The following is a 25,752-nucleotide window of genomic DNA, read 5'->3' as shown; positions in this document are numbered from 1 at the left end:
CAGGGACAAAGGATGACACCGTTTCGCTTAGCCGCGATTTCTCTCGCGCTGCTTACCACATTTTCGCTTGTCGGCTGTGATAACAGCGACGATAACTCTCAGGCTGCGGCTCCCGCAGCATCCACAGCAACGACACCGAAAGCACCGGAAAAGCCGGACGCTGAAAAGCTGGCAACGCTGGCGGCACAGAGTCAGGGCAAAGCGCTCACCCTGCTGGATACCTCAGAGGTGCAGCTTGATGGCGCGGCCACGCTGGTCCTGACCTTCTCTGTTCCGCTTAATCCCGATCAGGATTTCGCCAAAACAGTGCATGTGGTGGATAAAAAAAGCGGCAAGGTTGACGGGGCGTGGGAACTCGCACCTAACCTGAAAGAGCTACGCCTGCGCCATCTGGAGCCCAACCGCAATCTGGTTGTCACCGTTGAACGTGATCTGCAGGCGCTGAACAAAGCGACATTTGGTATCGATTACGAAAAAGCCCTGACCACCCGGGATGTTGAACCGACGGTCGGTTTTGCCAGCCGTGGCTCGCTGCTGCCGGGCAAGGTGGTGGAAGGTCTGCCGGTAATGGCGCTCAACGTCAACAATGTTGACGTGAATTTCTACCGCGTGAAGCCTGAATCCCTGGCCTCCTTTGTCAGCCAGTGGGAGTACCGTAACTCCCTGACCAATTGGGAGTCCGATAATCTGCTCAAAATGGCGGACCTGGTGTATACCGGCCGGTTTGACCTCAATCCGGCACGCAACACCCGTGAAAAACTGCTGTTGCCGCTGCGGGATATTAAGCCGCTCCAGCAGTCAGGCGTGTACATCGCGGTCATGAATCAGGCCGGGCACTATAACTACAGCAATGCCGCGACGCTCTTTACCTTAAGTGATATTGGGTTGTCCGCTCACCGTTATCATAACCGTCTGGATATTTTCACCCAGAGCCTGGAAGATGGCGCGGCGCAATCCGGCGTTACCGTCACCCTGTTGAATGATAAAGGGCAGACGCTTGCCGAAGCGAACAGCGATGCTGACGGCCACGCAAAACTTGAGACTGACAAAGAAGCCGCGCTGATTCTGGCCAGCAAAGACGGACAGACCACGCTGCTTGACCTCAAACTTCCGGCCCTCGATCTGGCGGAGTTTGATATCGCAGGTAGCCCAGGCTACAGCAAGCAATTCTTTATGTTTGGCCCGCGCGATCTCTATCGCCCTGGCGAAACGGTGATCCTCAATGGTTTGCTGCGCGACAGCGACGGTAAACCGCTTCCTGCCCAGCCGGTTAAACTCGACGTACTGCGCCCGGACGGACAGGTGGCGCGCACGGTTGTCGTCCAGCCTGAGAACGGCCTCTATCGCTTCAATTATTCCCTGGACGGCGGGGCGCAGACCGGTATGTGGCATATCCGCGCCAATACCGGCGATAACCAACAGCGCCTGTGGGATTTCCACGTTGAAGATTTTATGCCGGAGCGTATGGCGCTTAATCTGACGGGACAAAAAGCGCCGGTTTCCACCGAGGATAACGTCGACTTTAACATTGCGGGTTATTACCTGTATGGCGCACCTGCCAACGGAAATTCCCTGCAAGGCCAGCTTTTCCTGCGACCGCTGCGCGAAGCCGTCGCTGCACTGCCGGGCTTCCAGTTCGGTGATATCGCCGAAGAGAACCTGAGCCGCAGCCTGGATGAAGTTCAGCTAACCCTTGATGAACAAGGGCGCGGACAGGTCTCGACCGAAAGCCAGTGGAAAGAGGCGCATTCACCGCTGCAGCTGATCCTGCAGGCCAGCCTTCTGGAGTCGGGCGGTCGCCCGGTGACGCGCCGTGCTGAGCAGGCCATCTGGCCGGCGGCCGAGCTGCCGGGTATCCGTCCTCAGTTTGCCAGTAAGGCCGTTTATGACTACCGCACTGACACCACCGTCAACCAGCCGATCGTGGATGAAAACGGCAATGCCAGCTTTGATATCGTCTATGCCGATGCCAGCGGGGCAAAAAAGGCGGTTTCCGGGTTACAGGTTCGCCTGATCCGTGAGCGCCGTGACTACTACTGGAACTGGTCAGAGAGCGATGGCTGGCAGTCACAGTTTGATCAGAAAGACCTGGTGGAGGGCGAGCAGGAGCTGACCCTCAAGGCCGATGAAACCGGTAAAGTGACCTTCCCGGTGGAGTGGGGCTCGTACCGTCTGGAGGTCAAAGCGCCGGACGACATGGTCAGCAGCGTGCGCTTCTGGGCCGGCTACAGCTGGCAGGATAATAGCGACGGCACCGGTGCCGCTCGTCCTGACCGTGTGACCATGAAACTGGACAAGCCTTCCTATCAGCCGGGAGATACCATCCAGCTGCATATCGCTGCTCCGGCGGCGGGTAAAGGCTATGCGATGATCGAGTCCAGCGAAGGGCCGCTGTGGTGGAAAGAGATCGACGTACCGGCCAACGGGCTCGATCTCTCAATCCCGGTGGATAAGGCCTGGAAACGTCACGATCTCTATCTCAGCACGCTGGTGGTACGCCCTGGCGATAAATCCAAATCAGCGACGCCGAAACGTGCCGTCGGGTTACTGCATCTGCCGATGGGCGATGAGAATCGCCGCCTGAATGTCGCGCTGGAAAATCCGCAGAAAATGCGGCCAAACCAGACGCTGTCCGTGAAGGTGAAGGCCAGCGTCAAAGAAGGCGCCGTTCCGCAGAAAGTGAATGTGCTGATCTCGGCAGTGGACAGCGGCGTGTTGAACATCACCGATTACGTTACCCCGGATCCGTGGGAAGCGTTCTTCGGTCAGAAGCGCTACGGCGCGGATATCTACGATATTTACGGTCAGGTCATTGAAGGGCAGGGCCGCATGGCTGCACTGCGCTTTGGTGGTGACGGCGATGAGCTTAAGCGCGGCGGTAAACCACCGGTGAACCACGTGACTATCATTGCCCAGCAGGCGCAGCCGATCGAGCTCGATGCTAACGGTGAAGGGACCGTGACGCTGCCCATTGGAGACTTCAACGGCGAGCTGCGTCTGATGGCGCAGGCCTGGACGGAAGATGATTTCGGCAGCAGCGAAGGTAAAGTGATTGTCGCCGCCCCAATCATTACCGAACTGAACACGCCGCGCTTCCTGGCAAGTGGCGATACCTCACGCCTGACGCTGGATGTGACCAACCTGACGGACCAGCCGCAAACGCTGAACGTTGCCTTTACCGCTACCGGCAAGCTGTCGCTTGAGGGCGCACAGCCGCAGCCCGTGAAGTTACCGCCGGGCGCGCGCAGCACCCTGTTTATCCCGGTACGTGCGCTGGATGGCTACGGTGATGGTGAAGTGACCGCTCAGGTGACCGGCCTGCAGCTGCCGGGCGAGACTTTCGCTGCACAACAGAAGAGCTGGAAAATCGGCGTTCGTCCGGCATTCCCGGCGCAGACCGTTAATACCGGTGCCATGCTGAATCCTGGTGAGTCGTGGAGTGCACCGGCGCAGCATCTTAATGGCTTCTCTCCAGCCACGCTACAGGGACAATTGCTGCTGAGCGGGAAACCGCCTCTGAATCTGGCGCGCTATATTCGTGAGCTGCAGGCATACCCGTATGGCTGTCTGGAGCAAACCACCAGTGGTCTGTTCCCGTCGCTCTACACCAACGCGGCGCAGTTGACCGCGCTTGGCATCAAAGGGGATACGGATGACAAGCGCCGTGCGGCCATTGATATCGGAATCTCCCGTCTGCTGCAGATGCAGCGTGATGACGGAGGTTTCGCGCTTTGGGATAAAAACGGTCCGGAGGAGTACTGGCTCACCGCCTATGTCACTGACTTCCTGGTTCGTGCAGGCGAGCAGGGCTACAGCGTGCCTGCTGAGGCGGTTAACAACGCCAACAGCCGCTTGCTGCGTTACCTGCAGGACCCGGGCATGATGTCCATCCGCTACAGCGATGATACCCAGGCCAGTAAATTTGCGGTGCAGGCCTATGCCGCGCTGGTGCTGGCTCGCCAGCAAAAAGCCCCGCTTGGTGCGTTGCGTGAAATCTGGGAACGTCACGGACAGGCCGCTTCCGGGCTGCCGCTGATGCAGTTGGGGATGGCGCTTAAATTGATGGGTGACGCACCGCGCAGCCAGCAGGCGCTGGGTCTGGCCATCAAAACGCCGCGTAACGACAGCAAGAACTGGATGGCCGATTATGGCAGTGCGCTTCGTGATAATGCGCTGATGCTCTCTCTGCTTGAGGAGTACAAGCTTCTGCCGGATGCGCAAAATACGCTGCTGAACGCCTTGTCGGAACAAGCTTTCAGCCAGCGCTGGCTCTCGACACAGGAGAGTAACGCCCTGTTCCTGGCCGGACGCTCGCTGCAAACTTTGTCCGGCACATGGCAGGCCCAAACGTCTCTGGCGGATAGCGCATCAGGCGGTGATAAAGCACTGGTACAGAACGTGAACGGCGACCAGCTTGGCGCGCTGCAGGTGACCAATACCGGTAGCACACCGCTGTGGGTACGCCTTGATAGCACCGGTTATCCGGCATCTGCACCTCAGCCATCGTCTAACGTGCTGCAGATTGAACGCCATATTCTGGCAACCGACGGCAGTACAAAGTCGCTCACGTCACTGAAGAGCGGCGAGCTGGTGCTGGTATGGCTTGAAGTGAAGGCCAGCCAGAACGTGCCGGATGCGCTGGTTGTCGATCTCCTCCCGGCGGGGCTGGAACTTGAAAACCAGAACCTGGCAAGCAGCAGCGCCAGCCTGCAGGATAGCGGCAGCGAAGTGCAGAACCTGCTCAGTCAGATGCAGCAGGCGGATATTCAGCATATGGAATTCCGCGACGATCGCTTTGTGGCGGCGGTGCCGGTTAACGAAGGGCAGCCGGTCACGCTGGTTTATCTGGCGCGCGCCGTGACGCCAGGAACCTATGAGGTGCCGGTCCCGATGGTGGAGTCCATGTATGTTCCGCAGTGGCGGGCAACAGGTGCGGCCAGTGGCCCGCTGATTGTTGTACCGTAATATGCGGCTTGTACGTCTGATACGCTCTCGCTGGCTGTGGCTGGCGGGAGCGCTTCTCGTTTTATGGGGGCTGATCCTGGTCGCTGATCGCCTGTGGCCGTTGCCTCTGAAAGAGGTCAACCCCGCACGGGTGGTGGTGGACGAAAAAGGCACACCGCTTTGGCGTTTTGCCGACAGCGAAGGGATCTGGCGCTATGCGGTCACTCTCGAAGAGGTTTCTCCCCGCTATCTTGAAGCCTTGATCCAGTATGAAGATCGCTGGTTCTGGGACCATCTAGGCGTGAATCCGTTCTCTGTGCTGCGCGCCGCCTGGCAGGATCTTACCTCCGGGAGGGTTGTCTCAGGCGGTAGCACGCTCACTATGCAGGTGGCGCGCCTGCTGGATCCGCATCCGCGCACTTTTGGTGGCAAAATTCGTCAGCTCTGGCGAGCCATGCAGCTTGAGTGGCACCTCTCTAAGCGCGACATCCTCACGCTTTATCTTAATCGCGCCCCGTTTGGCGGTACGCTGCAGGGGATTGGTGCGGCAAGCTGGACCTATCTCGGCAAACCACCCTCGCAGCTTAGCTATTCCGAAGCGGCGCTGCTCGCCGTATTGCCGCAGGCGCCAAGCCGGTTACGTCCTGACCGCTGGCCGGAACGTGCAGAAGCGGCACGCAACAAAGTGCTCGACCGGATGGTGACGCAGGGCGTCTGGTCGGCAAGCCAGGTTAAGGAGTCCCGTGAAGAAGCGGTATGGCTGGCGCCCCGGCAAATGCCGCAGCTGGCACCGCTCTTTTCGCGCATGATGCTCAGCAAAAGTCGCGATACTAAAATTGTGACTACCCTGGATGCGTCCCTGCAGCGGCAGCTTGAAGAACTGGCGATGAACTGGAAATCTCGTCTGCCGGCTCGCAGTTCGCTGGCAATGATCGTCGTCGATCACACGGATATGAAAGTGCGTGGCTGGGTGGGATCGGTCGACATTAACGATGACACCCGGTTTAGCCATGTGGATATGGTGAATGCGATCCGATCGCCGGGATCGGTGCTCAAGCCCTTTATCTACGGTATGGCGCTGGACGACGGTTTGATCCACCCGGCATCGCTGCTCCAGGATGTTCCAAGAAAAACGGGGGATTATCGCCCGGGTAATTTCGACAGTGGGTTTCATGGGCCGGTGAGTATGAGTGAAGCGCTGGTACGTTCCCTTAATCTGCCCGCCGTGCAGGTGCTCGAGGCATACGGACCAAAACGTTTTGCTGCGATGTTGAGTAATGCAGGTTTGCCGCTGATTTTACCTGCTGGCGCACAGCCGAATTTATCGCTGATCCTGGGCGGGGCAGGGGCGCGGCTGGCCGATATCACCGCGGCCTACAGCGCGTTCGCCCGACACGGTAAAGCGGGCCGGCTGCGATTACAGCCAGGCGATCCCTTGTCAGAGCGGCCGTTGTTATCCCAGGGCTCGGCGTGGATCATTCGCCGTATTCTGGCCAATGAGGCGCAGCCGCTGCCGGACAATGCGCTGCCTCAGGTGGTACCTCTGGCATGGAAAACGGGAACCAGCTATGGCTACCGTGACGCATGGGCGGTAGGGCTGAATGCCCGTTACGTTATTGGGATCTGGACCGGACGACCGGACGGCACGCCTGTGGCGGGTCAGTTTGGGTTTGCGAGCGCGGTACCTCTGCTTAACCAGGTGAATAATGTTCTGCAGTCTGGTTCAACGCTCGATCAGGCGCGTCTGCCACGCGACCCGCGTCCTGACGGTGTGGGACGAGGCGTCATCTGTTGGCCGGGCGGCCAGTCGCTGCCGGAAGGGAGCGAAAATTGCCGTCGTCGCCTGGCGACCTGGCTGCTGGACGGCAGCGAGCCGCCGACATTGCTCTTACCGGAACAGGAAGGTATTCGCGGGATCCGTTTCCCGGTCTGGCTGGATAAAGAGGGCAAACGCGTGGCGGCAGACTGCCCGGATGCGACCGAGAAAGTTCTGGATGTCTGGCCGCTGCCGCTGGAACCCTGGCTGCCTGCAGCCGAGCGGCGCTCAGCACGGATCCCTTCGCCATCGGCTACCTGTCCGCCCTTGTCGCAGGACTCACCTGCACCGCTGATGTTGACTGGCGTGCGTGAAGGCGCGGTTATCAAGCGTCTGCCGGGGGAATCCCGCGTCTCGTTACCGCTACAGGCCACCGGCAATAGCGGTGAACGCTGGTGGTTTTTGAATGGCGAACCGCTGGCGGTGAAGAGCCGGTTTTACACCTTGCAGCTTGATAAATCAGGCGATTATCAGGTGCTGGTGATGGATGAAGCGGGGCAGGTGGCGACGGTGAATTTCACGCTGCAGTAGCGTTAAACGTCTCTTCTGCTGTGAGCTGTTGCTAATCTTCGTCTCATTTTAAAAAAATGTTACCTGAATCCATAGGCAATGGCGCTATTGCTCATTATAATCCGCGCCACACCATACTCAGGTATGAAAAACAACAGAACATTTACAGAGGTTATCATGGCTATTGAACGTACTTTTTCCATCATCAAACCAAACGCGGTGGCAAAAAACGTTATTGGCAGCATCTTTGCTCGCTTTGAATCAGCAGGGTTCAAAATCGTTGGCACCAAAATGCTGCACCTGACCGTTGAGCAGGCTCGCGGTTTCTACGCTGAGCACGAAGGTCGTCCATTCTTCGACGGTCTGGTTGAGTTCATGACTTCTGGCCCGATCGTTGTATCCGTACTGGAAGGCGAAAACGCAGTACAGCGTCACCGTGACCTGCTGGGTGCGACCAACCCGGATAACGCACTGGCTGGTACCCTGCGCGCCGACTATGCAGACAGCTTCACCGAGAACGGCACCCACGGTTCCGATTCTGTTGAATCTGCCGCTCGTGAAATCGCGTTCTTCTTCGCTGAAGGCGAAGTGTGTCCACGTACCCGTTAATTTAACGGTTTCGTTTACACATTATTTTCGTAAATGCCGCGTGCAGACGTGGCATCCCTGCGCCAGACTTTGTACAATGCAACGCCCCGGACGAGCAGACTGCTTTCCGGGGCGTTTCTTTTCAACCCTCCATGGGCCATAACGTGTAACAACGAGGCCGGAAAAAATTATGTCTGAATTAGTGAATACCTCCGAAGTCGCCATTCCTGCGGTTCCAAATAAAAATGGAAAAATTAACCTGCTGGATCTGAACCGTCAGCAGATGCGCGAGTTCTTTAAAGAGATGGGCGAGAAGCCGTTTCGTGCCGATCAGGTCATGAAATGGATGTACCACTATTGCAGCGACAACTTTGATGACATGACTGACATCAACAAAGTGCTGCGCAATAAGCTCAAAGAAGTGGCTGAAATCCGTGCACCAGAAGTGGTGGAGGAGCAGCGCTCTGCCGATGGCACCATCAAGTGGGCGATTGCCGTTGGCGATCAGCGCGTTGAAACCGTCTACATCCCGGAAGAAGACCGCGCCACGCTGTGCGTCTCCTCTCAGGTGGGCTGTGCGCTGGAGTGCAAGTTCTGCTCAACCGCTCAGCAAGGATTCAACCGTAACCTGCGCGTGTCTGAAATTATCGGCCAGGTGTGGCGTGCGGCGAAAATCGTCGGTGCGGCGAAAGTGACCGGGACCCGTCCAATCACCAACGTAGTGATGATGGGCATGGGCGAGCCACTGCTGAACCTGACCAACGTCGTTCCGGCGATGGAAATCATGCTGGATGACTTCGGCTTTGGTCTGTCCAAGCGTCGCGTAACGCTGTCGACGTCAGGCGTAGTGCCTGCACTGGACAAGCTGGGCGACATGATTGACGTTGCGCTGGCGATCTCCCTGCATGCACCGAACGACGAAATCCGTGACGAAATTGTACCCATCAACAAAAAGTACAATATCGAAACTTTCCTCGCCGCCGTGCGTCGCTACCTGGAGAAATCCAACGCGAACCAGGGCCGCGTGACGATCGAGTATGTCATGCTCGATCACGTAAACGACGGTACCGAGCATGCGCATCAGCTGGCTGAACTGCTGAAAGATACGCCGTGCAAAATCAACCTGATTCCATGGAACCCGTTCCCGGGCGCGCCTTATGGCCGTAGCTCGAACAGCCGTATCGACCGTTTCTCCAAGGTGCTGATGGAGTATGGTTTCACCACTATCGTGCGTAAAACCCGTGGTGATGATATCGATGCTGCATGCGGACAGCTGGCAGGTGATGTGATTGACCGTACCAAACGTACCCTGCGTAAACGTATGCAGGGCGAGACGATTGCGGTCAAAGCTGTTTGATTCTTATGCACTCACGGCGCATTATTTGCGCCGTGAAGCATAATCTTACTGAATAATCAGTCAGATTCGTGATGACTGATCAATAATTACGGTGCGTTTCATCCGACTTTCGGGCAGTATGTAACGACGTAACAACAGTTTATCCTGACGGGCAGGGCTGTGCTGTCATCTCCGGGCTGACAGTCTTATACTGTCTGTTCAAGGTTAACTGATCAGAACTTTCGCGGTGCGGGTGGCATTGTGACTTACCGGCACCTGAACCCTTTTTTTTCACGTACCAGTAGTTGTAGCGAATGAATACTGAAGCCACTCACGACCAACATGAAGCACTCTCCACTGGCGTTCGTCTTCGCAACGCCCGTGAACAACTCGGACTCAGCCAGCAAGCCGTTGCAGAACGCTTATGTCTGAAGGTTTCCACGGTTCGCGATATTGAAGAAGATAAGGCTCCGGCCGATCTGGCTTCAACATTTCTGCGTGGTTACATCCGCTCTTATGCAAAACTGGTGCATATCCCTGAAGAAGAATTACTGCCAATGATGGAGAAGCAGGCACCGGTCCGCGCAGCAAAAGTTGCGCCGATGCAGACCTTCTCCCTGGGAAAACGTCGTAAAAAACGTGATGGCTGGCTGATGAGCTTTACCTGGCTGGTGCTGTTTGTGGTGATCGGCCTGACGGGCGCATGGTGGTGGCAAAACCACAAGGCGCAGCAGGAAGAGATCACCACCATGGCCGATCAATCCTCCGCCGAGCTCAATCAGTCCGGCAATGACAACGCTCAGAGCGTGCCGCTAAATACCGAAGGTGCTGCCACCTCCAGCGAGCCGCAGACTGCCGCGACCGATGCGCCTGCAACCGATGCCGGGCAGGCACCCGCCGCAACGGCTAATACCCCTGCGCCTCAGGCTCAGGATCCAAACGCGGTGGTTGCCCCTTCTCAGGCAAACGTGGATACCGCGACCAACGCGCCAGCGGCCACTCAGCCTGCGGACAACGGTGCTGCGTCACTGCCAACCAACCCGGCCGGAACGGCTGCGCCGGCGGCGGACCCAAATGCGCTGGTGATGAACTTCTCTGCTGACTGCTGGCTGGAAGTGACCGATGCAACAGGTAAAAAACTGTTCAGCGGTCTGCAGCGTAAAGATGGCACGTTAAACCTAACCGGCCAGGCACCGTATAAACTTAAAATCGGCGCTCCGGCAGCAGTACAGATCCAGTATCAAGGAAAACCTGTCGACCTGAGCCGCTTTATCAGAACTAACCAGGTTGCGCGTCTTACCGTTAATGCCGAACAATCAGCAGCACAGTAACAGACGGGCAACGCGGGAGATTTTTCATGCATAACCAGGCTCCGATTCAACGTAGAAAATCGAAACGGATTTACGTTGGTAATGTGCCAATCGGCGATGGGGCCCCTATCGCCGTCCAGTCGATGACCAACACGCGCACCACAGACGTGGAAGCGACGGTCAATCAGATCAAAGCGTTAGAACGTGTAGGCGCGGACATTGTTCGCGTCTCCGTGCCGACAATGGATGCCGCAGAGGCGTTCAAATTGATCAAACAGCAGGTCAGCGTTCCGCTGGTTGCTGATATCCACTTCGATTACCGCATTGCGCTGAAAGTTGCTGAATATGGCGTCGACTGCCTGCGTATTAACCCGGGCAACATCGGTAACGAAGAGCGTATCCGCATGGTGGTGGATTGCGCCCGCGATAAAAATATTCCTATCCGTATCGGCGTTAACGCCGGTTCCCTGGAAAAAGATCTGCAGGAAAAATACGGTGAGCCAACGCCGCAGGCGCTGCTTGAATCCGCGATGCGTCACGTTGATCATCTTGATCGTCTGAACTTCGATCAGTTCAAAGTCAGCGTAAAAGCCTCAGATGTGTTCCTGGCAGTAGAGTCTTATCGCCTGCTGGCAAAACAGATCGATCAGCCTTTGCACCTCGGGATTACGGAAGCCGGTGGCCTTCGTAGCGGTTCCGTTAAATCGGCGATCGGCCTGGGGCTGCTGCTCTCGGAAGGGATCGGTGACACCCTGCGCGTTTCGCTGGCGGCCGATCCGGTAGAAGAGATCAAAGTCGGTTTCGATATCCTCAAATCACTGCGTATCCGCGCACGTGGGATCAACTTCATTGCCTGCCCAACCTGTTCACGTCAGGAATTTGACGTGATTGGCACGGTGAATGCGCTTGAGCAACGTCTGGAAGATATCATCACCCCGATGGACGTCTCCATCATCGGGTGCGTGGTGAACGGTCCGGGTGAAGCCCTGGTGTCAACGCTCGGCGTCACCGGCGGTAACAAGAAAAGTGGTCTCTATGAAGATGGCGTGCGTAAAGATCGTCTGGATAATAGTGACATGATCGACCAGCTTGAAGCCCGCATCCGTGCCAAAGCAACAATGATGGATGAAGCGCAGCGCATCAGCGTTCAGCAGGTTGAAAAATAACGTGATGGGAAGCGTGGCGCTTCCCATGTATGATTGAACCCATTCTTTGGGTTCTTTTTTGTATATAGAAAGAGAATAAACGTGGCAAAAAACATTCAAGCCATCCGCGGCATGAACGATTATCTGCCTGGCGAAACCGCCATCTGGCAGCGCATTGAAGGCACACTCAAACAGGTGCTCGGCAGCTACGGTTACAGCGAAATCCGTTTGCCGATTGTAGAGCAGACCCCGTTATTCAAACGCGCGATCGGCGAAGTGACCGACGTGGTTGAAAAAGAGATGTATACCTTTGAGGACCGCAACGGCGACAGCCTGACACTGCGTCCGGAAGGTACGGCGGGCTGCGTACGCGCCGGCATCGAACATGGTCTCCTGTACAATCAGGAGCAGCGCCTGTGGTATATCGGCCCGATGTTCCGCCACGAACGTCCACAGAAAGGTCGTTATCGCCAGTTCAACCAGTTGGGTGTGGAAGTCTTTGGCCTGCAGGGCCCGGACATTGACGCCGAACTGATTATGTTGACTGCCCGCTGGTGGCGTGCGCTCGGCATTGCTGAGCACGTCTCACTGGAACTGAACTCCATCGGTTCTCTGGAAGCACGCGCGAACTACCGTGACGCACTGGTTGCGTTCCTGGAGCAGCACAAAGAGAAGCTGGACGAAGACTGCAAACGTCGTATGTACAGCAACCCACTGCGCGTGCTGGATTCCAAAAACCCTGACGTACAGGCGCTGTTGAACGATGCACCTGCATTGGGCGACTACCTGGACGAAGCGTCACGTGAGCACTTTGCGGGTCTGTGCAAACTGCTGGAAGCCGCGGGCATTGCTTATACCGTGAACCAGCGTCTGGTGCGCGGTCTGGACTACTACAACCGCACCGTGTTCGAGTGGGTGACATCCAGCCTCGGTTCCCAGGGCACCGTGTGTGCCGGCGGTCGTTATGACGGTCTGGTTGAGCAGCTTGGTGGCCGTCCAGCCCCTGGCGTAGGCTTCGCCATGGGTCTTGAGCGACTTGTTTTGCTGGTTCAGGCAGTTAATCCGGAATTTAAAGCAGATTCCGTTGTCGATATATACCTGGTAGCCTCAGGCGCGGAAACGCAGCCTGCGGCAATGCAGCTTGCGGAACGCGTGCGTGATGCACTGCCGGACGTGAAGCTGATGACCAACCATGGCGGCGGCAACTTCAAAAAACAGTTTGCTCGTGCCGATAAATGGGGCGCAAGTATTGCACTGGTGCTGGGCGAGTCCGAAGTGGCTAACGGCGAAGTGGTTGTGAAAGACCTGCGCTCTGGTGAGCAGACAACGGTAACGCAGGACGGCGTTGCGGCGCACTTGCGCACTCTATTGGGCTAAGGAGAAGGACTGCGTGGAAATTTACGAGAACGAACACGATCAGGTCGACGCGATTAAACGCTTCTTTGTCGAAAACGGCAAGGCGCTGGTTGTTGGGGTTATTTTAGGTGTCGGTGCGCTGGTAGGCTGGCGTTACTGGAACAGTCATCAGGCGGACTCCGCGCGTGACGCGTCGCTGTCGTATGAAAATACCGTTAGCGCAATCCGTGCCGATCAGCCGCAAACGCTGACGGCGGCAGAGAAATTTGCCGCTGACAACAAAAACACCTACGGTGCGCTGGCCGCACTGGAAGTGGCGCAGCAGTACGTTGATAAGAACGAACTGGATAAAGCCGCTAGCCTGCTGTCACAAGGGCTAACCGCCGCCAGTGATGAAAATCTGAAAGCGGTGATCAATCTGCGCCTGGCTCGTATTCAGGTTCAGCAGAAAAAAGCTGACGATGCGCTGAAAACGCTCGATACCATCAAAGGCGAAGGTTTTGCTGCCATTGTTGCCGATCTGCGCGGTGAAGCACTGCTGAGCAAAGGTGACAAAGCGGGCGCGCGTAAAGCGTGGCAAGCTGGCGTAGAGAGCAAAGCTTCACCTGCGCTGAGCGAAATGATGCAGATGAAAATAAATAATTTGTCCGTCTGAGAGGGACCCGATGCAATTGCGTAAATTACTTCTGCCAGGACTGCTTTCTGTTACGTTATTGAGTGGCTGTTCACTGTTCAGTGGCGAAGAAGACGTTGTGAAAATGTCCCCACTGCCGACTGTTGAAAACCAGTTTACCCCGTCCACCGCGTGGAGCACCTCCGTGGGCGATGGTATTGGTGATTTTTATTCCAACCTGCACCCGGCTTTTGCCGACAGCGTTATCTATGCGGCTGACCGCAAGGGTACCGTGAAGGCGGTTAACGCCGATGACGGGAAAGAAGTGTGGTCGGTTAACCTGGCGGAAAAAGACGGCTGGTTCTCTCGTAAACCGGCACTGCTTTCTGGCGGTCTGACCGTTGCCGGTGGGCATGTGTACGTGGGTAGCGAAAAAGCCCAGGTCTATGCTCTCAACACCAGCGATGGTTCTGTTGCATGGCAAACCTCCGTGGCCGGTGAGTCTCTGTCTCGTCCGGTCGTGAGCGACGGCATGGTACTGATCCACACCAGCAACGGCCAGCTGCAGGCGCTGAACGAAGCCGATGGTCTGGTGAAATGGACCGTGAACCTGGATATGCCTTCCTTGTCCCTGCGCGGTGAATCTGCGCCGGCTACCGCCTTTGGTGCTGCCATTGTTGGCGGTGACAACGGTCGTGTAAGCGCGGTACTGATGCAGCAAGGCCAGATGATCTGGCAGCAGCGTATTTCTCAGGCGACAGGCTCAACGGAAATCGATCGTCTGAGCGATGTCGACACGACCCCGGTTATCGTTGACGGTGTGGTTTACGCACTGGCCTATAACGGTAACCTGACCGCGCTGGATCTGCGCAGCGGCCAGGTCATGTGGAAACGTGAACTGGGCTCTGTGAATGATTTCGTGGTTGATGGCAACCGTATCTATATGGTTGATCAGAACGACCGTCTGCTGGCGCTCAGCACCGAAGGTGGTGTTACGCTGTGGACGCAAAGCGATCTGCTGCACCGTCTGCTGACCGCACCAGCACTGTATAACGGTAGCCTGGTGGTGGGTGATAGCGAAGGGTATATGCACTGGATTGACCCGGACAACGGTCGTTTTGTTGCTCAGCAAAAAGTCGACAGCTCAGGTTTCCTGACGGAACCGGTTGTGGCTGACGGCAAACTGCTGATTCAGGCAAAAGACGGCACGCTGTACGCGATCACGCGTTAATTACCCAGCGGTTGTAGTATACTAAACGGCTCCTGTTCACTCAGGAGCCGTTTTGACATTTTTAAAAACGCCGCAAATGCGACGTTTATTTGAATTTTATGAGGCTTCAAACATGGTACCTGTGGTCGCGCTTGTCGGGCGCCCTAACGTTGGAAAATCCACTCTTTTTAACCGTTTAACACGCACCCGTGATGCGCTGGTTGCGGATTTCCCGGGGCTGACGCGTGACCGTAAGTACGGTCGTGCAGAAGTAGAAGGACGCGAGTTCATCTGTATTGATACCGGTGGTATTGACGGGACAGAAGATGGTGTTGAAACCCGCATGGCGGAACAGTCGCTGCTGGCGATTGAAGAAGCTGACGTGGTTCTGTTTATGGTGGACGCTCGCGCAGGCCTGATGCCGGCGGACTCCGCTATTGCGAAACATCTGCGCTCGCGTGAAAAACCCACTTTCCTGGTGGCGAACAAAACTGACGGTATTGATGCAGACCAGGCGGTTGCGGATTTCTGGTCCTTAGGTCTGGGCGAAATCTACCCGATCGCGGCATCTCATGGCCGTGGCGTGACCAGCCTGCTGGAAACCGTTCTGCTGCCGTGGGTTGATGAAGTTAACCCGCCGGAAGAGATCGATGAAGACGCCGAATATTGGGCGCAGTTCGAAGACGGCGAAGCGGGCGAGGAAGAGCCTGAAGACGACTTCAACCCGCAGGATCTGCCGATCAAACTGGCTATCGTGGGCCGTCCAAACGTAGGTAAGTCTACACTTACTAACCGTATCCTCGGCGAAGAGCGTGTGGTCGTTTACGACATGCCGGGCACCACCCGCGACAGTATTTATATCCCGATGCAGCGCGATGAGCGTGAGTATGTGCTCATTGATACCGCAGGCGTACGTAAGCGCGGGAAAATCACCGATGTGGTGGAAAAATTCTCCGTTATCAAGACCCTGCAGGCGATTGAAGATGCCAACGTGGTCATGCTGGTCATCGATGCGCGTGAAGGTATCTCCGATCAGGACCTTTCTCTGCTCGGCTTCATTCTGAATAGTGGGCGCTCACTCGTTATCGTGGTCAACAAATGGGATGGCCTGAGTAATGAGGTGAGAGAGCAGGTGAAAGAGACGCTCGACTTCCGTCTGGGCTTTATCGACTTTGCTCGCGTGCACTTTATCTCTGCGTTACACGGCAGCGGTGTAGGTAATCTGTTTGAGTCCGTGCGTGAAGCGTACGACAGCTCCACCCGTCGTCAGAGCACCGCCATGCTGACCCGTATCATGAACATGGCAGCAGAAGACCATCAGCCGCCGCTGGTGCGTGGTCGTCGCGTGAAGCTGAAATATGCTCATGCTGGTGGTTATAACCCACCAATCGTGGTGATTCACGGCAACCAGGTTAAAGACCTGCCGGATTCCTACAAGCGCTATCTGATGAACTACTTCCGTAAATCACTGGACGTAATGGGCACGCCAATCCGCATCCAGTTCAAGGAAGGGGAGAACCCGTTCGCCAACAAGCGCAATACCCTGACGCCAAACCAGATGCGTAAGCGTAAGCGTTTGATTAAGCACATTAAGAAAAGCAAATAAGCTTTGCCGTTCTTTCTGAAGCCCGCGTTGATCGCGGGCTTTTTTTCGCCCGCTCATACCGCCAGTCCTCTCTGTGTGATGTCAATCACTATTCACTTTTAACCAAGTTTAAATCTAAGAAAGTAGACAATCATCGAATTTTCATCTTAAAGTCCAGGGTCCGGTACTAGACAAAACTAGCGACTGGTTATCAAATGGTTAACTAACTTTTCGCCGCATGTAAAAAATCGGTCAGATACGTAACTGGCCGGCGTACATGCTGGTGTTTACAAGCACGACACATACCTTCCTGGGAGAATTATGCAATCCTCTGTTAATCAAAAAGAAAGCCGAACGTTCTTCGGCCACCCTTATCCGCTCGGTTCGCTGTTCTTTACCGAGATGTGGGAACGTTTCTCGTTTTACGGCATTCGCCCATTACTGATCCTGTTTATGGCCGCCACCGTGTATGACGGCGGGATGGGGCTGGCACGTGAAAACGCGTCGGCAATTGTGGGCATCTTTGCCGGCACCATGTACCTGGCCGCACTGCCGGGTGGCTGGCTGGCGGATAACTGGCTCGGCCAGCAGAAAGCCGTCTGGTACGGATCCATCCTGATTGCGCTCGGCCACCTGTCGATTGCGCTCTCGGCCATCATGGGCGATAACCTGTTCTTTATCGGCCTGATGTTCATCGTGCTCGGTTCTGGTCTGTTTAAGACCTGTATCTCGGTCATGGTGGGGACGCTGTACAAAAAAGGCGATGCGCGTCGTGACGGCGGTTTCTCGCTGTTCTACATGGGCATCAACATGGGCTCGTTTATCGCGCCGCTGATTTCCGGCTGGCTGATTAAATCTCACGGCTGGCACTGGGGCTTCGGCATTGGTGGCATCGGGATGCTGGTTGCCCTGATCATCTTCCGCGTGTTTGCCGTTCCGGCAATGAAACGCTATGACAGCGAAGTGGGGCTGGACTCTACCTGGAATAGCCCGGTGGTGAAAAGAAACGGCGTGGGCGCATGGTTGCTGGCGCTGGCTGTGGGTGTGGCTGTTATCGTTACGCTGATCGCGCAGGGTGTGATTGTGATTAACCCGGTTGCGGTAGCCAGCGTGCTGGTTTACGTGATTGCGGCGTCCGTTGCCCTCTACTTTATCTACCTGTTCCTTTTTGCGGGCCTGAATCGTAAAGAGCGTGCCAGACTTCTGGTCTGTTTTATTCTGCTGGTCTCCGCTGCGTTCTTCTGGTCCGCCTTCGAGCAGAAGCCAACGTCATTCAACCTCTTTGCCAACGACTACACTAACCGCATGATCGGTGATTTCGAAATCCCGGCGGTATGGTTCCAGTCGATTAACGCCCTGTTCATCATCCTGCTGGCACCGGTATTCAGCTGGGCCTGGCCGAAACTTGCCAGCATGAACATTCGTCCGAGCAGTATCACCAAGTTTGTTATTGGTATTTTGTGTGCCGCCGCAGGCTTTGGTCTGATGATGCTGGCTGCGCAGAACGTACTGAATAACGGTGGCGCGGGCGTGTCGCCATTCTGGCTGGTGGGCAGCATTTTGATGCTGACGCTGGGGGAACTGTGCCTGAGCCCGATTGGTCTGGCGACCATGACGCTGCTGGCACCGGAAAGAATGCGTGGGCAGATGATGGGCCTGTGGTTCTGCGCAAGTGCGCTGGGCAACCTGGCGGCAGGTCTGATTGGCGGTCACGTGAAGGCCGACCAGCTGGATATGCTGCCGGATCTCTTCGCACGTTGCTCCATCGCGCTGCTGATTTGTGCCGCGGTGCTGATCGTCCTCATTGTTCCGGTACGTCGCATGCTGGAAAATGCGCAGACTAAACCGGCCGCTAACGCCTGATAACGCCTTGCTCGTCAATACCGGGGCAGGCGTTTGCCCCGGTAATTTACTCGACGAGGTAGAAGATGCTGTTAGGGTTTGTTGGCCTTGGCGCGGTGGTGGAAACCGCGTACTTACCCGCATTACACAATCTGTATGGCGATTCACTGCACTGCCTGGGGTTTGATGTTCAGCCTGGCAGACACCCTGAAGGCGTGACGCGCTGCGCCTCTCTCACCGAACTTCTCTCGCATCCTCTTGATACCCTGTTTATTACCACGGCTTCTCTGCAGCATCTTGAGGTGCTGGAGCACGCCCTGGCGTCTCCTGTGGCGCGGATCGTGGTTGAAAAACCCATCGTCGCCACGCTCGCGCAGCTCGAAAAACTGAACAGGCTGCTGGCGTTGCCCGGTGCGGCGTCCCGTGTGCTCGCACTTGACCACTGGATGGCGCGCCTCGCAACGGTTCAGCTTGGGCTGATCGGGACTTTTGCTGATATCGCCAGAATTGACGGTTTTTTGCAGGAACCGAGCGGGTTTAACGCAAAAGGAGAACCTGTCGCGCTTAACTTCGCGACGGGTGAAATGGACACCCGCACGCTTCGCCATCCTGACGGCGCTATCCTGGACATCGGCACGCATGTGCTGGCGATGCTGCGTGAAACGGTGCGTTATCTGGGGGGCGGGGATGATATGACGCTGCAGGTGGTGGCCGCTACTGACCGGCTTGGACGTGAGATCAAACAGGGCGATCTCACCACGGCAGAGGGCAGCGCTCATCTTCGCGGGCAGCTTAGTGGCATTCCGGTGGAGATTTGGCTCAACAAATATGCGGGACCGTCAGGCGGGCAAAAAGGGTTACGGCTGTATCTGCATGACGGGCGCGTCATAAGCCACGATCGTCACGGAGCAGAAGATGTGCTCGTGCTGACGGACGGCGATCGGGTTCAGCGCTGGCATATTCCAGGAACGATTTATACGCACTGCCTGGCAGAGCGCATTCTGGGGCAGAAAAGTCTGTTCGAATGTGACCCGGAAGAAGTGAGCCGGACGACACGCCGTCGAATGGCGGAAGTAGAACTGCTGCTGACCTTACAGCAACAGCTGCGTGGCCCGCACTGAGTGCTGCGTGTTAATATCAACGTATTACAGAATGCCCAGCAAAGGAGTCATCATGTCGATTACCTGCCCGGATTGCCACGCAGAGCTTGAAGCGCAAAATGGCGTCGCCCACTGTGAGCACTGCGATAAGGATATCGCGCTCGAAGCCCGCTGCCCGGAGTGTCATCAGCCACTCCAGGTCTTAAAAGCCTGCGGTGCGGTGGATTATTTCTGCCAGAACGGCCACGGCCTGATTTCGAAAAAGCGCGTGGAGTTTGTCCCGGCTGAAGCTTAATCACACACGCAGCCTTCGCCTTTCTGCCATAGCTCGACCAGCGACTCAGGGGCTTCCTGCTCAGGCACCAGCACAATCATATCGGTGTACTGGGCCTGATTGTGCTGAGTCCAGATTATCTGGATGCGAAAATAACGCTGATCGCCACTCCCCGGCGAGGTGGGTTCACCCGGCGGCTGGCCGCGTGGAAATGCCTGCTCCAGGATGCTTACCACGCGCTGACGCTGGGCCTCATTGAGTGACGAAAGCGTAATGGTGCGTTGGCCGCTTAGCTTAGGGATAAAAGCGACGCCGCCTTCCCGGGCCAGCTCAACGACGGCGTCATCTGTGAGTTCCGGAACCTGCATTTACAGCACTCCCACCTGTTCCCAGGCTTGTTTTATCGCAGCCGCCACGTCGCCACCGGACCGTTTCTCGCCGTGGGCAACCGTCAGTTTTGCGAAGGCCTCAAAATCGGCATCTTGCGCCAGGTGACGGTCGCAAACTGTGTCGTACCAGGCATATCCCGCTTTTTCCCAGGCATGACCCCCAATCGCCTTCGCGGCCAGATAAAACGCCCGGTTGGGAATACCTGAATTCAGGTGTACGCCGCCGTTGTCTTCGCGCGTTTTGATAAAGTCTTTCATGTGCCCAGGCTGCGGGTCTTTACCGAGCAGAGGATCGTCATAGGCGGTGCCGGGCGCTGACATGGAGCGCAGCCCTTTGCCGTTAATACCGTCTGCCAGCAGCCCCTCACCAATCAGCCAGTCGGCTTCATCGGCGGTCTGTTTGAGGTGGTACTGTTTGACCAGCGAGCCAAACACATCTGACAATGATTCATTCAGCGCGCCAGACTGCTCAAAATAGATAAGCCCGGCTTCGGTCTCGGTGACACCGTGGCTTAGCTCGTGGGCCACGACGTCAATGGCAATGGTAAAGCGGTTAAATATTTCGCCGTCGCCATCGCCAAAGACCATCTGCTGACCATTCCAGAAGGCGTTCTGATATTCCCGGCCATAGTGCACGGTACCGGTCAGGATCAGGCCTTTATTATCAAGCGAATCGCGCTGATACATTTTCCAGAAGAAATCATGAGTGACCCCCAAATAATTGTAGGCTTCATCAACGGCCACATCGCCATTTGACGGCTGGCCCTCATAACGCACCTGAGTACCCGGCAGCTCCTGCGTCTGTCTGGCATCGTAAATATCACGCTCCAGTTGACCGGCTTTATTGACGTGCGGCGCGGCGGGTTTGCCCGGCATATGCGCCATGAGCGTTTGCACATGCGTTAATGTCTGACGGGCGCAGCGCTGCTGCGGCTCAGAGCCACTTTCGATAATGCGACGAAGAATATAGGGGGGAATGACGCTGTGAAGATAAGACATGCTGCTCTCCTTAGTTCGGGCAAGGCCAGATAAAAGGGAATAGCAGCAGTATAGTTTGTAACCGACGAAGAATTATCCGGTTTTTCGCTGGCGCGTTTTTTTCACCGGTTTAATCTCTTTCACTTCGCTCTCCACCCAGCCGTCTGACAGACGGGTGGTGAGAACATCTCCGGCTTTCACCTGCTTCGTTTGCTTCAGCACTTTACCGTCGGTGGCGGTCGTTACGCTATAGCCTCGTGCCAGCGTCGAGAGCGGGCTGACCGCCTCGAGGTGGGTCACGGCGTTGCCAAAGCGTTCACGTGTGGTGCTAAGACGTGCGCGGATAGTGTCTGCCAGTCGATACTCAAGCTGTTGGATACGCGTTTGCGCGCGATAAATCTTTGGCTGTGGGTTCTGCTGGTTCAGGCGCTGAGTAATACGCTGCTGGCGCGAGACCGCGCGCTTGAGCTGAATATCCAGTGCGACGTTCATTCGCTGACGCAGACGCTCCAGCACGGTTTGCTGACGGGCCAGCCGCAATTGCGGATGCTGCTGTTGCAGGCGATGATGAAGCTGGGTAAACCGGCGCGTCCGGTTGGCCAGGAAATAGTCCATCGCCATTTCCAGACGTTGCCGACCATTCTGCAGCTGACGCAGCAGCTCCAGCTGATTGCGGCTCACCACTTCCGCGGCTGCGGAGGGCGTTGGCGCGCGTAAATCCGCCACAAAATCAGCTATCGTCACGTCCGTTTCGTGGCCGACGGCGCTGACGACCGGGATCTGGCTTGCGAAAATGGCCCGTGCCACGCGTTCGTCGTTAAAGCTCCACAGGTCTTCCAGCGAACCGCCGCCACGCCCGACAATCAGCACGTCGCACTCCTGACGTGCGTTTGCAAGTTCAATGGCGCGGACAATCTGACCCGGTGCGTCATCACCCTGAACAGCGGTCGGGTAGATGATAACGGGCAGGGACGGGTCGCGGCGTTTGAGGACATGAAGAATGTCGTGCAGTGCCGCCCCGGTTTTTGACGTAATCACCCCAACGCAGTGGGCAGGTGAGGGGAGCGGTTTTTTGAACTGCTGATCGAACAGACCCTCTTGCGAGAGTTTGTCTTTTAGCTGTTCGTATTTCTGCTGCAACACACCTTCGCCCGCAGGCTGCATACTTTCGACGATGATTTGGTAATCGCCGCGCGGCTCATACAGGGTGATATTGGCACGAACCAGAACCTGCTGACCATGCTGAGGGCGAAACGTCACGCGGCGGTTGCTGTTGCGGAACATTGCACAGCGCACCTGAGCGGTGTCGTCTTTTAATGTGAAGTACCAGTGACCAGATGAAGGCTGCGTGAAGTTAGAGATTTCACCGCTGATCCAGACCTGCCCCATTTCCTGCTCAAGCAGCAAACGAACCGTCTGATTAAGGCGGCTGACAGTAAAAATTGAGGGGGATTGAGTGGATAACATGTGAGCGGGATCAAATTCTAAATCAGCAAGTTATTCAGTCGATAGTAACCTGCTGAGAGGGGAGTGCAAGGTTTTTTTATAAAAAAGTGTGGATGCAATCGGTTACGCTCTGTATAATGCCACGGCAATATTTAACCACCCACCAGGTCAGAGATATTGCCCATGCTACGTATCGCTAAAGAAGCACTGACGTTTGACGACGTCCTCCTCGTTCCCGCTCATTCCACCGTTCTGCCGAATACTGCCGATCTCAGCACGCAGTTGACGAAAACGATTCGCCTGAACATTCCTATGCTCTCTGCGGCAATGGACACCGTGACTGAAGCGCGCCTGGCTATCGCCCTGGCACAGGAAGGTGGCATCGGCTTTATTCATAAAAACATGTCTATCGAGCGTCAGGCTGAAGAAGTTCGCCGCGTGAAGAAACATGAATCCGGTATCGTGTCTGACCCACAGACCGTTCTGCCAACCACTACCCTGCACGAAGTGAAAGCCCTGACCGAACGTAACGGTTTCGCCGGTTACCCGGTTGTCACCGAAGATAACGAACTGGTGGGCATCATCACCGGCCGTGACGTGCGTTTCGTGACTGACCTGAACCAGCCTGTCAGCGTATACATGACCCCGAAAGAGCGTCTGGTAACCGTCCGTGAAGGCGAAACCCGTGACGTCGTGCTGGCTAAAATGCACGAGAAGCGCGTTGAGAAAGCACTGGTTGTGGACGCGAACTTCCACCTGCTGGGCATGATCACCGTTAAAGATTTCCAGAAAGCAGAACGTAAGCCTAACGCCTGTAAAGACGAGCATGGCCGTCTGCGCGTAGGTGCTGCCGTTGGCGCGGGTGCAGGTAACGAAGAGCGTGTTGACGCGCTGGTGGCTGCGGGCGTTGACGTACTGCTGATTGACTCCTCTCACGGCCACTCCGAAGGCGTTCTGCAACGTATTCGTGAAACCCGTGCGAAATACCCAGACCTGCAGATCATCGGCGGTAACGTTGCAACGGGCGCAGGCGCTCGCGCACTGGCTGAAGCAGGCTGCAGCGCGGTGAAAGTCGGTATCGGTCCTGGCTCTATTTGTACCACCCGTATCGTGACTGGCGTAGGCGTTCCGCAGATCACCGCGGTATCCGACGCGGTTGAAGCGCTGGAAGGCACCGGTATTCCGGTTATCGCTGACGGCGGTATCCGCTTCTCTGGCGACATCGCGAAAGCGATCGCTGCAGGTGCTGCAGCCGTCATGGTTGGCTCCATGCTGGCCGGTACTGAAGAATCTCCGGGCGAAATCGAACTCTACCAGGGCCGTTCTTACAAATCATACCGTGGTATGGGCTCCCTGGGCGCGATGTCCAAAGGCTCTTCCGACCGTTACTTCCAGAGCGATAACGCCGCTGACAAACTGGTACCGGAAGGTATCGAAGGCCGCGTTGCCTATAAAGGCCGCCTGAAAGAGATCATTCACCAGCAGATGGGCGGCCTGCGCTCCTGTATGGGTCTGACCGGCTGTGGTACCATCGACCTGCTGCGTACTAAAGCGGAATTCGTACGCATCAGCGGTGCGGGTATCCAGGAGAGCCACGTTCACGACGTGACGATCACCAAAGAGTCCCCGAACTACCGTCTGGGCTCCTGATAAATTTCCGCGCCCGGCTCATGCCGGGCGCTCTGTATTTGTTTCACTTGCCTCGGAATTAGCGTCAATGACGGAAAACATTCATAAACATCGCATTCTCATCCTGGACTTTGGTTCTCAGTACACTCAACTGGTGGCGCGTCGCGTGCGTGAACTGGGCGTTTACTGTGAACTGTGGGCATGGGATGTCACGGAAGCACAGATTCGCGAATTCAATCCAAGCGGCATCATTCTGTCCGGCGGCCCGGAAAGCACCACCGAAGAGAACAGCCCACGCGCACCGCAGTACGTGTTTGAAGCGGGCGTGCCGGTATTCGGCGTTTGCTACGGTATGCAGACCATGGCCATGCAGCTGGGCGGCCACGTAGAAGGGTCTAACGAGCGTGAGTTTGGCTACGCGCAGGTTGAAGTCGTCACCGACAGCGCGCTGGTTCGCGGTATCGAAGACTCCCTGACCGCAGACGGCAAACCGCTGCTGGACGTGTGGATGAGCCACGGCGACAAAGTCACCGCCATCCCGTCTGACTTTGTGACCGTTGCCAGCACCGATAACTGCCCGTTTGCGATTATGGCGAACGAAGAAAAACGCTTCTACGGTGTGCAGTTCCACCCTGAAGTGACCCACACCCGTCAGGGTATGCGCATGCTGGAACGCTTCGTGCGTGATATCTGCCAGTGTGAAGCACTGTGGACGCCAGCAAAAATCATCGACGACGCCGTTGAGCGTATCCGCCAGCAGGTTGGCAATGACAAAGTGATCCTCGGCCTGTCCGGCGGTGTTGACTCCTCTGTCACCGCGATGCTGCTGCACCGCGCAATCGGCAAAAACCTGACCTGTGTATTCGTGGACAACGGTCTGCTGCGTCTGAATGAAGCGCAGCAGGTTATGGATATGTTCGGCGACCACTTCGGTCTGAACATCATTCACGTGGAAGGCGAGAAGCGCTTCCTCGACGCGCTGGCCGGCGAGAACGATCCGGAAGCGAAACGTAAAATCATCGGTCGTGTCTTCGTTGAAGTGTTCGATGAAGAAGCGCTGAAGCTGGAAGACGTTAAATGGCTCGCGCAGGGCACCATTTACCCTGACGTGATTGAATCTGCGGCTTCCGCAACCGGTAAAGCACACGTCATCAAATCTCACCATAACGTGGGCGGCCTGCCGAAAGAGATGAAGATGGGCCTGGTTGAACCGCTGCGTGAGCTATTCAAAGATGAAGTACGTAAAATCGGCCTGGAACTGGGTCTGCCATACGACATGCTCTACCGTCACCCGTTCCCGGGTCCAGGTCTGGGCGTGCGTGTGCTGGGCGAAGTGAAGAAAGAGTACTGCGACCTGCTGCGTCGCGCGGACGCTATCTTCATTGAAGAGCTGCACAAAGCTGACCTGTACAACAAAGTGAGCCAGGCGTTCACCGTGTTCCTGCCGGTGCGCTCTGTCGGCGTGATGGGCGATGGCCGTAAGTACGACTGGGTTGTTTCCCTGCGTGCGGTAGAAACCATCGACTTCATGACCGCGCACTGGGCGCACCTGCCGTACGACTTCCTGGGCCGCGTCTCTAACCGCATTATCAACGAAGTGAACGGTATCTCCCGCGTGGTGTATGACATCAGCGGTAAGCCACCGGCTACGATTGAGTGGGAATGATTTTCCCCTGATATC

General features: G+C 56.3%; 18 protein-coding genes. 15 read left to right on the top strand and 3 right to left on the bottom strand.

Features of this window, described 5'->3' with window-relative positions; all coding sequences use genetic code 11:
• Window positions 1-12 precede the first annotated feature (12 nt).
• From JTA15_RS11810 to JTA15_RS11750, 13 genes are all read left to right on the top strand, one after another.
• Window positions 13-4,965, top strand: coding sequence for an alpha-2-macroglobulin (locus JTA15_RS11810; RefSeq protein WP_219372327.1), 4,953 nt, complete (start codon window positions 13-15; stop codon window positions 4,963-4,965).
• 1 nt (window position 4,966) lies between these two features.
• Entirely contained in the window at window positions 4,967-7,291 is a 2,325-nt protein-coding gene (pbpC, locus tag JTA15_RS11805; protein ID WP_219372326.1) for a peptidoglycan glycosyltransferase PbpC, read from the top strand.
• 156 nt (window positions 7,292-7,447) lie between these two features.
• Window positions 7,448-7,879 carry a nucleoside-diphosphate kinase gene (gene ndk / locus JTA15_RS11800; protein ID WP_003860625.1) on the top strand — a complete coding sequence of 144 codons (432 nt, stop codon included), beginning with the start codon at window positions 7,448-7,450 and terminating at the stop codon, window positions 7,877-7,879.
• A gap of 169 nt (window positions 7,880-8,048) precedes the next feature.
• On the top strand, window positions 8,049-9,215 hold the full coding sequence (locus JTA15_RS11795) for a bifunctional tRNA (adenosine(37)-C2)-methyltransferase TrmG/ribosomal RNA large subunit methyltransferase RlmN (RefSeq protein ID WP_014171168.1): 1,167 nt from the start codon (window positions 8,049-8,051) through the stop codon (window positions 9,213-9,215).
• 293 nt (window positions 9,216-9,508) lie between these two features.
• A complete protein-coding gene (gene rodZ, locus JTA15_RS11790; protein WP_014171167.1) occupies window positions 9,509-10,525 on the top strand; it encodes a cytoskeleton protein RodZ in 1,017 nt (338 codons plus the stop codon).
• A 26-nt stretch (window positions 10,526-10,551) separates the two neighbouring features.
• Window positions 10,552-11,670, top strand: coding sequence for a flavodoxin-dependent (E)-4-hydroxy-3-methylbut-2-enyl-diphosphate synthase (ispG, locus tag JTA15_RS11785; RefSeq protein ID WP_003860619.1), 1,119 nt, complete (start codon window positions 10,552-10,554; stop codon window positions 11,668-11,670).
• An 81-nt stretch (window positions 11,671-11,751) separates the two neighbouring features.
• Window positions 11,752-13,026: a histidine--tRNA ligase gene (gene hisS / locus JTA15_RS11780; protein ID WP_020883031.1), complete on the top strand. Its 1,275-nt coding sequence runs from the start codon at window positions 11,752-11,754 to the stop codon at window positions 13,024-13,026.
• 13 nt (window positions 13,027-13,039) lie between these two features.
• Window positions 13,040-13,660, top strand: a complete 621-nt coding sequence (locus tag JTA15_RS11775; protein ID WP_020883032.1) for a YfgM family protein — start codon at window positions 13,040-13,042, stop codon at window positions 13,658-13,660.
• A 10-nt stretch (window positions 13,661-13,670) separates the two neighbouring features.
• Window positions 13,671-14,849 carry an outer membrane protein assembly factor BamB gene (gene bamB / locus JTA15_RS11770; protein WP_014171163.1) on the top strand — a complete coding sequence of 393 codons (1,179 nt, stop codon included), beginning with the start codon at window positions 13,671-13,673 and terminating at the stop codon, window positions 14,847-14,849.
• A gap of 112 nt (window positions 14,850-14,961) precedes the next feature.
• Entirely contained in the window at window positions 14,962-16,434 is a 1,473-nt protein-coding gene (gene der / locus JTA15_RS11765) for a ribosome biogenesis GTPase Der (RefSeq protein WP_020883033.1), read from the top strand.
• Between the two features lie 300 nt (window positions 16,435-16,734).
• On the top strand, window positions 16,735-18,276 hold the full coding sequence (locus JTA15_RS11760; protein ID WP_025203468.1) for a peptide MFS transporter: 1,542 nt from the start codon (window positions 16,735-16,737) through the stop codon (window positions 18,274-18,276).
• A gap of 65 nt (window positions 18,277-18,341) precedes the next feature.
• On the top strand, window positions 18,342-19,376 hold the full coding sequence (locus JTA15_RS11755; protein WP_219372325.1) for a Gfo/Idh/MocA family oxidoreductase: 1,035 nt from the start codon (window positions 18,342-18,344) through the stop codon (window positions 19,374-19,376).
• A gap of 52 nt (window positions 19,377-19,428) precedes the next feature.
• Window positions 19,429-19,650 (top strand): zinc ribbon domain-containing protein, encoded by a 222-nt coding sequence (locus JTA15_RS11750; protein ID WP_032678684.1) that lies wholly within the window; start codon window positions 19,429-19,431, stop codon window positions 19,648-19,650.
• Here the strand turns inward: JTA15_RS11750 and JTA15_RS11745 are convergent.
• The 3 genes from JTA15_RS11745 to xseA form a co-directional block, all read right to left on the bottom strand.
• Window positions 19,647-19,997: a protealysin inhibitor emfourin gene (locus JTA15_RS11745; protein WP_020883037.1), complete on the bottom strand. Its 351-nt coding sequence runs from the start codon at window positions 19,995-19,997 to the stop codon at window positions 19,647-19,649. The two genes, JTA15_RS11750 and JTA15_RS11745, sit on opposite strands and share 4 nt — an antisense overlap.
• Window positions 19,998-21,017, bottom strand: coding sequence for a M4 family metallopeptidase (locus JTA15_RS11740; protein ID WP_014171157.1), 1,020 nt, complete (start codon window positions 21,015-21,017; stop codon window positions 19,998-20,000).
• A gap of 72 nt (window positions 21,018-21,089) precedes the next feature.
• A complete protein-coding gene (xseA, locus tag JTA15_RS11735) occupies window positions 21,090-22,463 on the bottom strand; it encodes an exodeoxyribonuclease VII large subunit (RefSeq protein ID WP_047743070.1) in 1,374 nt (457 codons plus the stop codon).
• Between the two features lie 162 nt (window positions 22,464-22,625).
• Here xseA and guaB point away from each other — a divergent pair, with 162 nt between their 5' ends.
• Together guaB and guaA are read left to right on the top strand one after the other, a co-directional pair.
• Window positions 22,626-24,092 (top strand): IMP dehydrogenase, encoded by a 1,467-nt coding sequence (gene guaB / locus JTA15_RS11730; RefSeq protein ID WP_020883040.1) that lies wholly within the window; start codon window positions 22,626-22,628, stop codon window positions 24,090-24,092.
• A 67-nt stretch (window positions 24,093-24,159) separates the two neighbouring features.
• Window positions 24,160-25,737, top strand: a complete 1,578-nt coding sequence (gene guaA / locus JTA15_RS11725; RefSeq protein WP_014171154.1) for a glutamine-hydrolyzing GMP synthase — start codon at window positions 24,160-24,162, stop codon at window positions 25,735-25,737.
• Window positions 25,738-25,752: the final 15 nt, after the last annotated feature.

Source organism: Enterobacter sp. BIDMC 29 (genome assembly GCF_019378755.1).
GTDB classification, from domain to species: Bacteria; Pseudomonadota; Gammaproteobacteria; order Enterobacterales; family Enterobacteriaceae; genus Enterobacter; species Enterobacter ludwigii.
Note: the sequence above shows the minus strand (reverse complement) of the source record. Positions and strands in the feature narration are given on the sequence as shown.